The sequence below is a fragment of the Marcopretia estuarina LEGE 06307 genome, assembly GCF_056633115.1.
The window spans coordinates 175417-188832 of record NZ_JBSJOY010000003.1; the positions used below are offsets into that span (position 1 = coordinate 175417).

Annotated in this window: 16 protein-coding genes; 1 reads left to right on the forward strand and 15 read right to left on the reverse strand. The window is 69.2% G+C overall.

Annotation, left to right across the window (positions count from 1 at the left end; all coding sequences use genetic code 11):
- Positions 1-68 precede the first annotated feature (68 nt).
- The 8 genes from ACWJI3_RS08470 to ACWJI3_RS08505 all read right to left on the reverse strand — a co-directional run bounded on the left by ACWJI3_RS08470 (position 69) and on the right by ACWJI3_RS08505 (position 6604).
- Complete coding sequence (locus tag ACWJI3_RS08470; protein ID WP_480203444.1) at positions 69-350, reverse strand: hypothetical protein; 282 nt, start codon at positions 348-350, stop codon at positions 69-71.
- A gap of 66 nt (positions 351-416) precedes the next feature.
- Positions 417-1079, reverse strand: coding sequence for a 5-formyltetrahydrofolate cyclo-ligase (locus ACWJI3_RS08475; protein WP_255140966.1), 663 nt, complete (start codon positions 1077-1079; stop codon positions 417-419).
- Complete coding sequence (gene ruvC / locus ACWJI3_RS08480) at positions 1076-1537, reverse strand: crossover junction endodeoxyribonuclease RuvC (protein WP_094510272.1); 462 nt, start codon at positions 1535-1537, stop codon at positions 1076-1078. The genes ACWJI3_RS08475 and ruvC overlap by 4 nt, the downstream gene beginning before the upstream one ends.
- A gap of 45 nt (positions 1538-1582) precedes the next feature.
- Complete coding sequence (gene bchI, locus ACWJI3_RS08485) at positions 1583-2671, reverse strand: magnesium chelatase ATPase subunit I (RefSeq protein WP_094510271.1); 1089 nt, start codon at positions 2669-2671, stop codon at positions 1583-1585.
- Positions 2668-4218 carry a DUF3370 domain-containing protein gene (locus ACWJI3_RS08490; RefSeq protein ID WP_480203445.1) on the reverse strand — a complete coding sequence of 517 codons (1551 nt, stop codon included), beginning with the start codon at positions 4216-4218 and terminating at the stop codon, positions 2668-2670. Before ACWJI3_RS08490 ends, bchI begins: the two co-directional genes overlap by 4 nt.
- A complete protein-coding gene (locus ACWJI3_RS08495; protein WP_480203585.1) occupies positions 4215-5300 on the reverse strand; it encodes a serine hydrolase in 1086 nt (361 codons plus the stop codon). Before ACWJI3_RS08495 ends, ACWJI3_RS08490 begins: the two co-directional genes overlap by 4 nt.
- A gap of 27 nt (positions 5301-5327) precedes the next feature.
- Entirely contained in the window at positions 5328-6200 is an 873-nt protein-coding gene (locus ACWJI3_RS08500) for an RNA methyltransferase (protein WP_480203446.1), read from the reverse strand.
- Positions 6197-6604, reverse strand: coding sequence for a c-type cytochrome (locus tag ACWJI3_RS08505; RefSeq protein WP_233132697.1), 408 nt, complete (start codon positions 6602-6604; stop codon positions 6197-6199). The genes ACWJI3_RS08500 and ACWJI3_RS08505 overlap by 4 nt, the downstream gene beginning before the upstream one ends.
- A gap of 74 nt (positions 6605-6678) precedes the next feature.
- Between ACWJI3_RS08505 and petG the strand changes: the two genes are divergently transcribed.
- Positions 6679-6792 carry a cytochrome b6-f complex subunit V gene (petG, locus tag ACWJI3_RS08510; RefSeq protein ID WP_006041770.1) on the forward strand — a complete coding sequence of 38 codons (114 nt, stop codon included), beginning with the start codon at positions 6679-6681 and terminating at the stop codon, positions 6790-6792.
- Positions 6793-6930: 138 nt separating this feature from the next.
- Here the strand turns inward: petG and rsmD are convergent, their stop codons facing one another.
- The 7 genes from rsmD to ACWJI3_RS08545 form a co-directional block, all read right to left on the reverse strand.
- Positions 6931-7551 (reverse strand): 16S rRNA (guanine(966)-N(2))-methyltransferase RsmD, encoded by a 621-nt coding sequence (gene rsmD, locus ACWJI3_RS08515; protein WP_480203447.1) that lies wholly within the window; start codon positions 7549-7551, stop codon positions 6931-6933.
- Positions 7548-8177, reverse strand: coding sequence for an imidazole glycerol phosphate synthase subunit HisH (hisH, locus tag ACWJI3_RS08520; protein ID WP_255140963.1), 630 nt, complete (start codon positions 8175-8177; stop codon positions 7548-7550). The genes rsmD and hisH overlap by 4 nt, the downstream gene beginning before the upstream one ends.
- 136 nt (positions 8178-8313) lie before the next feature.
- Positions 8314-9468, reverse strand: a complete 1155-nt coding sequence (locus ACWJI3_RS08525) for an LOG family protein (protein ID WP_480203448.1) — start codon at positions 9466-9468, stop codon at positions 8314-8316.
- 26 nt (positions 9469-9494) lie between these two features.
- Complete coding sequence (trxA, locus tag ACWJI3_RS08530; RefSeq protein ID WP_094510265.1) at positions 9495-9818, reverse strand: thioredoxin; 324 nt, start codon at positions 9816-9818, stop codon at positions 9495-9497.
- Between the two features lie 246 nt (positions 9819-10064).
- Entirely contained in the window at positions 10065-11228 is a 1164-nt protein-coding gene (locus tag ACWJI3_RS08535; RefSeq protein ID WP_480203449.1) for a GuaB3 family IMP dehydrogenase-related protein, read from the reverse strand.
- Positions 11229-11313: 85 nt separating this feature from the next.
- The gene (locus ACWJI3_RS08540) at positions 11314-12150 is read right to left on the reverse strand and encodes a CAAD domain-containing protein (RefSeq protein WP_480203450.1); all 837 of its coding nucleotides are present in this window, start codon (positions 12148-12150) and stop codon (positions 11314-11316) included.
- A gap of 108 nt (positions 12151-12258) precedes the next feature.
- Positions 12259-13413, reverse strand: a complete 1155-nt coding sequence (locus ACWJI3_RS08545; RefSeq protein ID WP_480203451.1) for a homocysteine biosynthesis protein — start codon at positions 13411-13413, stop codon at positions 12259-12261.
- Positions 13414-13416 lie beyond the last annotated feature (3 nt).

The following is a 13416-nucleotide window of genomic DNA, read 5'->3' on the forward strand; positions in this document are numbered from 1 at the left end:
GCGATTGAGCAAACAGCGGAGGGCCGGCCGCGCTTCAGGAGGGCCAGGCATTCCAGCGTAAGTGGGGTTCAGGAGGCCGACCAGCGGTTGCCGGCGGCATGGGCCTTGCCCGCCTGCACCATCCGCACCATCGAGCTCACCATCATCGAGAGGGCCTCGCTGGGCTCGGAGCGGTGACCGAGCTCGGCGGCCATCACGCGATCGGCCACGGTGCGGCCTGCCGCTGCGGCGGTTCCGGCGCGCAGCGCTGGGGAAAGGCGCCGACCACTGGTGCCATCGGCATCCATCCGGGCCACCGCAGGCTGCAACAGGCCCATTGGCGGTTGAGCGGACGAATCCGAGGAGAGCACCACAGGAAGGCTTCAACTGCGGGGATCCTGGCAAATGCAGCCCCGTCAGGCGGGCTGGGGTGGTCATCACTCAACAGGTTGCAACCATTCCAGGCCCCGCTCGCTCAGCCATCCGTCGAAGGGAATGTCCCAGGGGTCGGTGGGCAGGGCCTCCACCAGACAGCCGTAGGGCGCCACGATCACAGCCGGCACGGAGCGCCAGGCCGGGTGCTGCCGCAAGCGGTCGTACCAGCCGCCGCCCGAACCCAGCCGGAAGCCGCGGCGGTCGAAGGCCAGCGCCGGCACCAGCAGCAGGCCCAGGGCGCTGGGCTCGAGGCTGGGCCCCTGTGGGGCCGGGATGCCGCAGTGATCAGGGAGCAGCGGCGCGCCCGGGTTCCAGGCGACGTAATGAAGTGCGGCGGCGCCCCTCCCCGACGCTCCTGCGGCCGGGTCTCCTTCCAGGCCCGCTGCCGGCCGCACCCCCGGCAGGGCGAGCGAAGCCGATCCCAGCTCCTGAAGCGGCCTCAGGTCCGCTTCGCCGCGGAGGGGCCAGTAGAGCCCCAACCGCTGCGGGCGATCCAGCCAGGGAGCCAGCGCCGCAACGGCCTGTTGTTGCAGGGCAGGGTGCGCCTCCATCAGCAGGGCCAAGCGCTGCTGCCGCCAGTGGCTCCGCAGGGCTGCCTTGTCGGCACCTGCCCCACTGGCCACAGCGTCAGCGGGAGCAGCACCACCGGCAGCGGGCTGCTTCACCGCTGAAACCAGCCAGTGAGCGCCACAGCTAGGGCATCGGCAGCGTCGTCGGGGCGTGGGGGGTGATCCAGCGACAGTTCGCGCATCACGGCGTCGAGCACCTCCTCCTTGCCGGCATGGCCCGAACCGGTGAGCGCCAGCTTCACCTGCATCGGCGGAAACTCCACCACCGGCACCTGCAGCCGCGCCAGGGTCATGATCACCACGCCCCGGGCCTGTACCACCGAAATCGTGGTGCTGGAGCGGTAGAAGAAGAATTTCTCCACCGACGCCAGCTCCGGGCGCCAGCGCCGCACCAGCCAGCGCAGGTCACGGGCGATCTCCACCATCCGCGCGCCATCGGAGCGGCCAGGAAGGGTCTGGATCATGCCGCAGTCGAGCATCCGCTGGGGCGGGCCGGACTCGATCACGCCGTAGCCGACACGGGCGAGACCAGGATCGATACCGAGGATGCGCATGGGGCGAATTATCCGCGCCCTGCGGGAGTTGAGCAGCCGACAGGCTCAGGCCGCAAGGGCCAGTTCGAAACCGTTGCGGTCGCTTGGCTCAGGCCGCTCAAACACCTTGCAGAACACCTTGATCACCCGATCGCCTGTGTCGATCTGCTCCAGTGGATCCTTGCGCAGGCGATGGCGCAGGCAGCAGGCCACCACCCGGGCCACATCGTCGTCGGTGACCTCGTTGCGGTGCTCAAAGGCGGCCAGGGCCCGGGCCGCCCGGTTGGTGACGATGTCGCCGCGCAGACCATCCACATCCAGTTCGCCGCACACCGCCGAGATGCGCACCCGCAGGTCGTCGTCGATCACCACCGACGGCAACCGGTTCTGGGCCTCCACCACCCTGGCCTGCAGGGCCTCCTGAACGTCCTGCACCTGGGCACTGAAGGCCTCGGGGTCGGCATCAAAGCCGGTGCGTTGGTCGACCACCTGCACGCGTAGCTCGGGATCGCGCACGGTGCGCACCTCCACGCTCATGCCGAAGCGATCGAGCAGCTGGGGCCGCAGCTCCCCTTCCTCCGGGTTGCCGGAGCCGATCAGCACGAAACGCGCCGGGTGCCGCACGCTCACGCCTTCCCGTTCCACCGTGTTCCAGCCCGAGGCGGCCGAGTCGAGCAGCACGTCCACCAGGTGGTCGTCGAGCAGGTTCACCTCATCGACGTAGAGCAGACCGCGGTTGGCCTTGGCCAGCAGGCCCGGCTCAAACGCCCGGATGCCCTCGCTGAGGGCTTTCTCGATGTCGATCGTGCCGCAGAGACGGTCTTCGGTGGCACCCAGCGGCAGGTCCACCATCGGCACCTGGCGAGGTTCCACCGGCAGGGTCTCGCCGGATTCGGCCCGCGCGCGCACCTCGCTGCTCTGCAGGTCGGGGTCGGTGGGAGAGCTGTTGTAGGGGTCGCCGGCCACCACCGGGATGGCTGGCAGCAGATCGGCCAGAGCGCGGATGGTGGTCGACTTGCCCGTGCCCCGGTCGCCCATGATCATCACGCCGCCGATGCGGGGATCGATCACGTTCAGCAGCAGGGCGAGCTTCATCTCCTCCTGGCCGACGATGGCGGTGAAGGGGAACACCCTGCGCTTGCGGGTCTGACTCACGGACGACAGCTCGGCACGGGTTCGGATTGTTTCACAGCTGAGGTTTCCGCCGGAGCGGCGGGCACCGGCAGCAGGGTGAGCACCTGGGGTGGGGTGGCATCAGCCGGGTAGACCAACCGCACGCGCACCTCCCGCCGCTCTCCAGGTTGGAGCCGAACGCGGCCCAGCTCAGGACCCTGCTGCCCCTGGCGCTGCACCAGGTGGAACCAGCGCCGGCCCATCCGCCGGCCCTGAGGATCGTCGAGGCCACTCACCTCCACGGTGCCGCGGAACATCACCGGCCGGGCCTCGGTGGCGTTGAAGCTCAACCCCCCCAGCGGCTTGTCAGTCTTGCGGGGCGACTCCAGCGCCAGCGAAAGCACGCTCGGCTGGTCGCTGTCGTTCCGCAGCGGCAGGCGCAGGTCGTACTCGACGCCGTAGTTGCCGTGGGCGGCCCAGGCAGTGCCGGGATAGAAGGGATCGAGCTCGGCGGTCTGCACCTGGCCGGTGCCAAGGGTGCCCAGCTCCAGCCCGGCGATCGGCCACGACACCGGGGCGCTGCGCACCGACAGCACCGGGCTGCCGGGATCGGTGAGCGTGCCGGTCCAACGGCTGCCCAGCTGCACGCCACTGACCCGTGAATAGATGATCCGCCCCTTGGCGCCGCGCGGAGTGGGCTGGTGCTCCTTGGGGCTGAGCCCGCCCCGCAACAGCTCCAGCCAGGTGGCGTCCGATGGGGGCTGGTCACCGCCGAAGGCGGCCAGGGTGGCGACCTGCACCGGCCCGTCGCTCACCAGCCGCAGCTGCAGGTTGCGGCCGTTGAGCAGGGGGTCGAGGCCGCGCACCGGGATCGGCACTGCCACCAGGGTGGTGAGTTCTCCGGCCGGCAGCTGCCATTGGGCCGGAATCTCAGGGCTGCGGCGCTGCTGCAGCAGTTCAGCCGCCACCCGGCTGCCGGGGCCGGAAAACGCGGAGGTGCCGTCGTGGGGAACCAGAGCCGGCAGGGGCAGGAAGGGGGCGTCCGCCTGCTTCGGGTCGGTGGCCTGCGACAGCGCTGTGGAACCGCTGATCAACTGCAGCCGCACCGGCCGCGGGCCGCTGGGTGCCGCCACCACCCCCAGCCAGAGGGTGGAATCCACGGTTTCGGGCCGCCCGGCATAAACGTGATGGCTGAACAGATCGAAGCGGCCCTTCAGGGGACGGTTGAGGTGAGCCGCCGGCACACCGAGGGGCTTCCCGCCCAGGGTGGCGGCCCCATCGAAGGTGGAGAGCAGGATGCCGGGCGCCGTGATCAGCTCGGGGTTGTTGTCATTGATCAACGGCACCTGATCGAGCTTTCCGGGCAGCGGCCGCACCTGCTGGGGCCGCAGCACGGTGGTGGGAGCCGCAGCGGGGGCGGGTGCAGGAGCCGCAGCCGGCTTGGCCGCGGGAGTGGCCGCCAGAGTGGTCAGCGGATCGGCGGCGGCGGCCCCGCCACTCGCGCCCAGCGCCAGGACGCCACCGGCAACAGCTGGCAGCAGGGAGCTCAGCCACCGACAGCGGCGGTTGCGGGGAGCTTGCGGATTCATCGCGGGGTGGGAGCAGGGGAACGGCCGATCAGGGTTTCGCTCATGGCCGCGGCCATCGCCCGGATCAGATCGGTGGAGCGGGGATCGTTGAAAGGGCCCTTGACCATGAAGGCCGCCACGGCCCGCTGACCGTTGGGCAGTTCGATCAGTCCGGCATCGGAGTAGGCGATGCCGATGTCGCCGGTCTTGTTGAGCACGGTGATGCCGCGGGCGAGCAGTTCGCTGTCGGGGTCGCTGGAATCGCCACCGATCCCCTTGAGCACCCCGGCGGGCAGGAGGGTATTGGTGCGGGAGGTGCCCAGAATCGTGCGGTAGTGATCCCGTGCCCGTGGACTGAGCTTGGCGCCGGTATCCACCAGGGCGATGGAACGGGCGAGGTCGTGGGGGCTCGTGGTGTTGGTGCCCTCCAGATCGGGAAGCCAGTTGTTCACCACGGTGGCAGGAAGGCCAAGCGCCTGGAAGCGGGCATTGATGGCCAGCTTCCCGCCCACCCGTTTGATCAGCAGGTTGGTGGCGCTGTTATCGCTGACGCGGATCATCTCTGTGGCCGCTTCGTAGAAGGGGAAACGGGTGCCGAGCGGACGATTGGCCATCCAGCCGGCACCACCGCCCACCACCTCCTTGGTGAGTGGCAGGGGTTCGCCCCAGCGCAACTTGCCGCGGTCGAGGTCCTCAAGCGCCGCCAGCAGGATCGGGGTCTTGATCGAGCTGGCGGCAGGCAGGGGCGTGTCGGGATTCAGCTGGGCGAAGCGGCCGTCATCAAGCACCAGCAGGAACCCTCCCACCTTGAGGTCCTTCTGGGCCGCCGCCAGGGCCTTCCAGCGGGCGCTAAGAGCCGTGAGCTCCTTGCGCGGTTCGAAACTGCCCAGCGGGATGCCCTGCTGCAGGGGCGACACCGGCGTGGTGGCAGCTCCCATGCGCGGCGTGTCCATCGCTCCTTGGGCCATCCGGGGGGCGAGCTGTTTCAGCACCGTGCCGGTGATGACGCCGAGACCGACGCCCATCACCAGCAATCGCAGCACCAGAGCCAGGGGCTGGAACCAGCCGGTGGATCCGGATCGGGGGGGGCGGCCCGAGCGCACAGACAAACGAAAAGGGTTGGCAGGACGTTAAGGGGTCCGGCGATCGGTGGCCCAGCGCAGCTGCCGGACCATGCCGCGCACCATGGCCACTTCATCGGCATCGATCTGGGCCCGCTGCAGCAGGCCTCGCACCTTGGCCATGCGGGCATGGGCCGTGTGCGGCAGCAGAAAGCCCACCTCCAGCAGTAGCGCCTGGGCATCAGCCAGCGCAGCCTCCAAGTCGGCGCGGCGCGCCGGTGTGGGCAGCACCGTGATGGGCCCGGGGCCTGGACCAGGCGGGCGGGCGTGGAACCGGTGCCACTCGTGCAACACGATGGCCAGCGCATGGGACAGGTTGAGCGAGGTGTAGCCGGGATCGGCGGCGATGCGCAGCACCCGTCCGGCCTGCAGGAGTTCGTCATTGCTCAGTCCCCGGTCTTCGCGGCCGAACACGAGGGCAGCCACCTTCGGCACCGTCGCCGGGCCAGGGGCATCCGCAGGGCTGTGGGGGCGGCCAGGGCTGTCGGGACCACGGGAGCCGCCGGGGCCGCGGGCCGCACTTGAGGCCCCGTCGCCATCGCCTTCTCCGTCACCCGCCGCCAGCCAGGCAAAGGCCTCGGGCGGGTCCACCACGGCCACCGGTGCCGCCTCCGGCCGGCCACTGGCGGCCACGACGCGGCGACAATCGGCGATGGCGGCGGCCAGAGCGGGAAACACAACGGCCCGCTCCAGCAGCGGCTGGGCATGCACGGCCATGCGGCGGGCTTCATCGCCGAGGTGATCGCAGCGGGGCGCCACCAGGCGCAGCTCGACGATGCCGAAATTGGCGCAGAGGCGGGCGGCGCTGCCCACATTCAGAGGCCCAGCAGGTTCCACCAACACCACCACCGGTGGGCAGGGAGCGGGCGCAGGGGCCGTCACGCCAGTGCGTGGAGATGGGCGATCAGGTCGGCCATGGCCTGGGGATCAGGCTGAAAACGGGGCATGGGCGGAGTGCGGCCGCTCACCACCTGCTGCACGAGCCGGCGGTCGTTCTTGCGCTGGGTGACGCCATGCAGGCTCGGGCCCACCAGCCCCTGGCCGGCAATGCCATGACAACCGGCGCAGTTGATCAGGAACAGCCGGCTGCCGCGATCGGCCGAGCCGACCAGATCCAGGGTCTGGCGGGTGTAGGGGTCGCCCTGGATGGAGGGGAGCAGCCCCAGGGCCAGCAGCGCGCAGGCGGCAGCCGCCATCAGCGCCATCGCTGTGATCAGACCCTGACGGCGGAAGGTGGCCTCCGCTGCCCCCTCAGGAGCCGTTGTCGGGGTCAGATCACCTGTCAAGGAACGCCACGCTGCTCCCTCCACACTGCCGCAGACGTGAAACAATTGCGTCACTTCTGTGTGGCTGGCTCTCCATGATCGAACCCCTGCTCTGCGGCATCGTGCTGGGCCTGATTCCCGTCACCCTGTTGGGGTTGTTCGTGGCGGCCTGGAACCAGTACCGCCGTGGCAGCGCCCTCGGCGGCTGAACCGGCGCTGCTTGCCTGAACCAAGCGACTGGGGCGTCCTGAACATCCTTCAAGCTGGTCATGAGGCCAGCAGGTGATCAGACCACTGGCTCAGGAGGCCAGCGGGTCCGGGACTCCCAGGCCACCACTCGCAGCCCCTCAAAGGCGCTCCGCTGGACCCTGTTCCATTGAGGATTCTGCGGGGCTCTCTTGCTGGCTAAGGGGCCTCAGCACCACCACTTCCGAGCTGCCGTAGCGGCGTTGCTGGCTCAGCTCCCAGCCGAGCGGTGCTTCAGGCACACGGCCGCTACCGCACTCCCAGACCAACAACCCGCCAGCGGCCATCCAACCGTGCTGAAGCACGGCTGCCGCGATCGGCTGGTGCAGCCCCGCGCCGTAGGGCGGATCCACATAGATCAGATCGAACGGCCCGCCAGCCGTACGGCAGGCGCCACCACCCTCCAGCCAGCGCGGCAACGGCCGGCAGAGCACCTCCACCGTCACCGGCCGCCTCAGCCCCGCACGCACCGTTTCCAGGTTGGTCCGGGCCGTGGCCGCCATCGCCCGGTCCTGATCCACCGCCACCACCGCCGCCACACCGCGCTGCAGCGCCTCGCAGCTCATCACCCCACTGCCGCAGCAGAGATCGAGCCAGCGCGCCCCCTCCAGCCTGGCGCTGAGCAGATTCATCACCGCCAGCCGCACCCGCGAGGTGGTGGGTCTGGCCGCCAAGCCCGCTGGGCTGATCAGCCGGCGGCCGCCACTGATCCGCAGGGTCATGCGGCGGCGTTCTCCACCCAGCCCAGCCAGCGGCGCAACATACGCTGACCCACCGGCCCGGATTTCTCCGGGTGGAACTGACAGGCCGCCACGTTCTGCTGCCAGACCGCGGCCGTGACCCGGGCATCGCCGTAGTCCACCTGGGCGGTGATGCAGGCGGCCTCCGAGGGATCGGCGGCGAAGGAATGCACGAAGTAGACCCAGGCAGGCGGCTGGTCCGCTGGCAGCAGCGGTGATGGCGCGCCCGGCAGCAGCGGCGCCCAGCCCATGTGAGGAATCGGGTGATCGGGCGTGCGCGGCAGGGCCCGCACCCGTCCGGCCAGCAGACCCAGGCCCTCGCGCTCCCCCTCCTCACTGCTCTCGAACAGCAACTGCAGCCCCAGACAGATCCCCAGCAGGCGTCCACCGGAGCCACACCAACCTTTGAGCGGTTCGATCAGATCCGCCTGCTCCAGCCGCTGCATGGCGGGGTCGAACGCGCCCACGCCCGGCAGGATCAAGGCATGGCAGGCCTGCATCGCGGCAGCGTCCTGTACGGGCACCACCTCGGCACCGAGGCGCTCGATCGCGCGGCGCACGGAATGGAGGTTGCCCATGCCGTAATCGATCAATCCGATCCGGCTCATGGCAGCGGACTCTCCAGTGAAGGCGAGCGAAACGCCGGCAGCTGTGTCCTGAGCAGCAGAAGCTGCAGGGGATCAGTGAGCGGCCGATGTGCCCCCGGCAGAAGAACTGGGGGAGGAAGAAAGAGAAGAAGGGCCATCAGGAAGTGAAGGTACAGCGACGTTGTTCTGGGTGGTGCGGTTCCGGCGCGCCCTGAATGTCGAGACCGTTGAGATGCTCGATCAGCTGATAGAGCCGGCCCACCTTGCGGTCGTTGAAATCGAAGCGCAGCGAAGGGCGGAGCTGATCGGAAAGATCGCAGACTTCATCGTGCTCGATCTGCCCGCTGTCCAGCAGATCGGCGAAACGCTGGTTCAGCACGGCCAGCTGCGCAGGCGTGAGCGGGGCGTGCAGCAGCAGCTCAAGGCGATCATCCACCAGCCTGGCTGTATGAAACACGCGGTAGAAACGGCAAATCTGCGCCATCGCCTCGGCGGCGCTGCTGGCTTCGCAGAAGAGGGCAGCATCCGCCTCACTCACCAGCCCACGATCGATCAGGTCGTGGCGGACCGTGTGCTGCCAGTTGGTCCAGAAGGGATCACCGGGAGGGGCCAGCAGCACCACGGGAATCGGAGCAATGCGGCCGGTCTGGATGAGCGTCAGCGACTCGAACAATTCATCAAGCGTGCCGAAACCTCCCGGCAGCACCACCAGCGCATCGCACTCGCGCAGGAAGAAAAGCTTGCGGGTGAAGAAGTAGCGGAAGTCGACCAGGCGATCGCTACGACCGGCGATGTAGGGATTGGGCTGCTGCTCGAACGGCAACTGCACGTTCAGGCCGAAACCGTGCTCGCTGCCGGCACCACGATTGGCCGCCTCCATCACACCGGCACCAGCGCCGGTGATCACATCGAAACCTGCCGCGATGGCACGGCCGGCCAATTCTTCGCTGAGCCTGTAGCAAGGGGTGCCCGGGGCGGTGCGGGCTGAGCCGAAGACCGTGACCTTGCGGGTGCGCCGGTGCTGCTCGAACATCTGCAGCGCCTGCTGGATGTCCTGAAGCGTGCCACTGATCAGCCCCCAATCTTCCCCATCGGCGCCGCTACCGGCGATCCGCATCAAGGTGGCGATCGACCGATCGATCAGCAGCCGCTGGGGGTGGTTGCTGAGCTCTGGGGCTTGATGCTCCCACGCTCTCTCTGCCTCTGGCTGGCCGACACTGAAGGGCGGCGGAGTGGAGCCGACTGAGGGTTCCGCCGCCGTGGAGAGCGAAGGACGTGGATCCGGCGTGGCGGCGGAGGCAGGCTGCGACAACACGCCGGGAGGGGCGAGGGAAGAACTCAGAGGTATTTGGTGATGGTGCCGGAGAGGGTGTTCTTCGGCACGGCACCAACGACGGTGTCGACTTTCACACCACCCTTGAAGACCATCAGGGTGGGAATGCTGCGAATGCCGTACTGGCTGGCGACGTTGGGGTTTTCGTCGGTGTTGAGCTTGAAGACCTTGATACGGCCCTCGAATTCCTTGGCGATTTCATCGACGATCGGGGCGACCATGCGGCAGGGACCACACCAGGGAGCCCAGAAGTCCACCAGCACGGGCACATCACTCTTGAGCACATCCAGCTCAAAAGAGGCGTCGGTGACGGCAGTGGCGCTGGACATTCGAGGGAGGGACAAGGTTTTGCCAATGTAGCAACGGCCTTGGCATCATTCCCGGAACCGCCACCGAACGTTGGAAGAGAAAATGCCCGGACGCGCCGGGCGGGGTGGTGTGAGGAGTGTGCGAGCCGTAGCCCCCACGGCACGAGACTAGCCCCCGTCTCGGCCTGTCCAGCGGCGTCTCATTGCTGGAAAACCGCCGGAAAGTCCGCAGCGAATCGGGCAATGCGAAAGGGCTCTAAAAGGGCTCTACTTGCCCATGCCCAGCTGCTGGGCCTTCTGGTACACCTTGCCTTCGGTGAGCAGGGAAGGGGCGACCACCACCTCCACCTGCTGCATCTCACGCAGGGTGCGGGCGCCCAGGGTGCCCATCGATGTCTTGAGCGCGCCCAGCAGATTCTGGGTGCCGTCATCGAGGCTGGCGGGGCCACGCAGGATCTTCTCGAGGCTGCCCGTGGTGCCGACGCTGATGCGGGTGCCGCGGGGCAGCACCGGGCTCGGTGTGGCCATGCCCCAATGGAAGCCGCGGCCCGGTGCTTCGGCCGCCCTCGCGATCGGCGAGCCGATCATCACGGCATCGGCTCCGCAGGCGATGCACTTGCAGATGTCGCCGCCCGTGACGATGCCGCCGTCGGCGATCACCGGCACACGGCGGCCGCTTTCCCGCTCGTAATCGTCGCGGGCAGCGGCGCAGTCGGCGACAGCGGTGGCCTGGGGGATGCCCACCCCGAGCACCCCGCGGGAGGTGCAGGCGGCACCGGGGCCGATGCCCACCAGCACCCCGGCAGCACCGGCGCGCATCAGCTCCAGGGCCACGTCGTAGGTGACGCAGTTGCCGATCACCACCGGCACGCCCATGTCGCGGCAGAGGGTGGCGAGATCGAGCCGCTCGCGGCCCTCCGGGCCGATGTGCTCGGTGGACACCACCGTGGCCTGCACGAAGAAGAGATCAGCACCGGCTTCCGCCACAGCCTTGCCGAAGCGCAGCGCTGCCGCAGGGGTGGCACTGACTGCGGCGATACCGCCCTGTTCGCGGATCTCGGCGATGCGCCGACGGATCAACTCTTCCTGCACGGGCTGGCTGTACAGCTCCTGCATCAGGGGAACGAAATCCTCTTTGCCCACCGCCGCAATGCGGTCGAGCGCAGGGTTGGGGTCTTCGTAGCGGGTCTGGACGCCTTCGAGGTTGAGCACCCCCAGTGAGCCGAGGCGGGAGAGCTCAACGGCCATCGCCACATCCACCACCCCGTCCATCGCGCTGGCGATGATCGGAATCTCTCGGTCGATGCCTCCGAGGCTCCAGCGGCTGTCGGTGACCTCCGGGTCGACCGTGCGACCTCCGGGAACCAGAGCGATCTCGTCGATCCCGTAGGCACGACGGACGGTGCGCTTCCCGCCTAACTGAATGGTCACCGGTGGATGGTCGTCGCAGTCGGGCCAAGCTATCAACAGGCCTGTCAGCCTCCAGATCCGGCACGGCCCAGCCCGACGGGCGGCCTCAGTCGTTGCCGCGGAATGCGCGCCAACGCTGCTCCAGTGATGCGATCAGTTCCTGACGGTCGCTGCTGCGCACCAGGCGGGTGGCCGCAAAGCGGCTCAGCCAGATCACCCCGGCCAGCTCCAGCAGACCCGGCAGCAGGGGCAGGCTGTCGATCGCGCCGATCACGGCGCCGTAGAGGCGCAGCACCAGCACCAGGGCAAGCGCCAGAGCAACCGCACGCAAGGGCCCCTGGTACTGCACCAGCATCTGCTGGAGGCGTCCACTGCCGATCCATTCGCGCAGCTTGGCCAGCAGCAGGTCCCATTCGCCACCGCCCTCAGCGGTGTCCGGTGCGGCCGGCACATGCACGGTGGCCGCCACAGCGGGTTCAGGGGTGGGGGCTGGTGTGGGCTCCGGCAGGAGCTCGGCGGGCGTGGCAGGCGGTTCGTCAGAGGCTTGGCCACCTGCTCCAGCAGGTGCTGCAGCAAACGCGGCAGCGTTCACCGGGTCTGCAGCTGGCGACGCATCAACCGGAGCCGGCTGGGAGCCAACCTCCGAATCCACGGGCGCGCCCGTGGGCAGGAGAGGAGAGACTTCAGCTTCCACTGCCGCCACAGGCTGGGTCAGCGGTTCAGGCTGCAGCATCGGCTCCGGGGCCGAGTGCCACATGGGCGCGGCATCAGCATCCGCGCCAACGACAGCGGCGGGGTCGGCTGGGGGCAGATCAGCGGGGTCGGCAACGCCGTGCTCCCCGCTGGTGGGCATGGGAGCGGCGACCTCCCCGACGGGCTCGTGCGCCGGCGGTTGCTCACCGGGAAGGAACGGCGCGTTGGAGGAAGCGGAAGGCTCGGTCATCGACTGCCAGAAAAACCGCACCGGGAGCCTACGGCGCTTCCGGCAGGGCGAGGCCTCGCTTCGGCAGACCGTTGCAGCAGGCCGGCACAGCAGCCCCTGGCAGGGCGATCAGCCCTCCAGAGGGATCAGGCCCGGGCGCGCCGACAGCGGCTCCAGCGGGCCGCGCAGCGGGAAGCGTCCCTGCCGCAGCAGCTCGATCAGGCAGGTGCCGATCTCCCGGGCCAGGCGCGGGCTGTGGGCCGGCGCACAGGGGATGCGGCGACCATCCACCTGGATCTTGCCCGCCAGCAAGTGGCTGTAGGGCACAAAACCGAACCCGGGGCGAATACGGCGCGGGATCGAGAAATCGAGCACGGGCGCTTCCAGCTGGTCGTCGCCGATCGACGCCCGGCGGGCCACGGCGAGATCGAGCAGGGGCACGGGAACGGCGATCGGCACCAACAGGGCACTGCCGTGTCCCTCGAAGAAACAGGCGCGGATCCATTCGGGCCGCAGCCCGTGCAGGTCGACGCTCACGGCCGCGACCGCCCCTGGAGTGCGCGCATGCCCGCTGGGCAGCCGCCGCGTTCCGGGCTGATGCCCATGGCCGGCCCCGATCACCCAGCCCACCGCCCCAGCCACCAGCACGGGCGACCCCGGACCGAGCCAGGCCAGTGAGGGCATGGTGAGCCCGATACTGCTGCTTCCCGAACTGCTGTACAGGGCGTTGCCGTAGGGACCGAGCAGGGGTCCGTACGGGCTGCGCACCACTCCCTCTGCGCTGCTCACCGCCACCACCCCGTTTTCGGCGATGGCACGATGCAGGAGCAGGCGTGCTCCGCCCAGGCGCTCCAGCGAGAGGCGGCCCCGGTATTCGCGGCGCGGGTGGGAGGCGGTGGCCTCACCGGTGAGTGTCAGCTCCAGTTCAAGGCCGGCCAGAAGGGCATCCAGCACCTGGGCGCCCCCCTGGCGCAGCGGTTCGCCCAGCCCGCCGCCGATCGGCAGACACAGGCCCGCGGTGCCACCCGCCCCCTGGGCGAGCACCCCGTCGAGCCGGGCCTCACGGATGCGCAGAGGCGGATCCACCGGCCCGAGGCTGAGCTGCAACGTGGCCTGGTCGGTGAACTCCGCATTGGCGGCCACCACCACGTCGGTGGCGGCGTAGGCCGCTTCCAGGCCGCCTGTCGCCACCAGCACCCGGAAATCGGCGGCAGCAAGCACGCGCAGATCACCGCTGCGCTGGCGCTGCTGGAGATCGGCTTCGCTGCGGGGAGCCAGGGACATCGG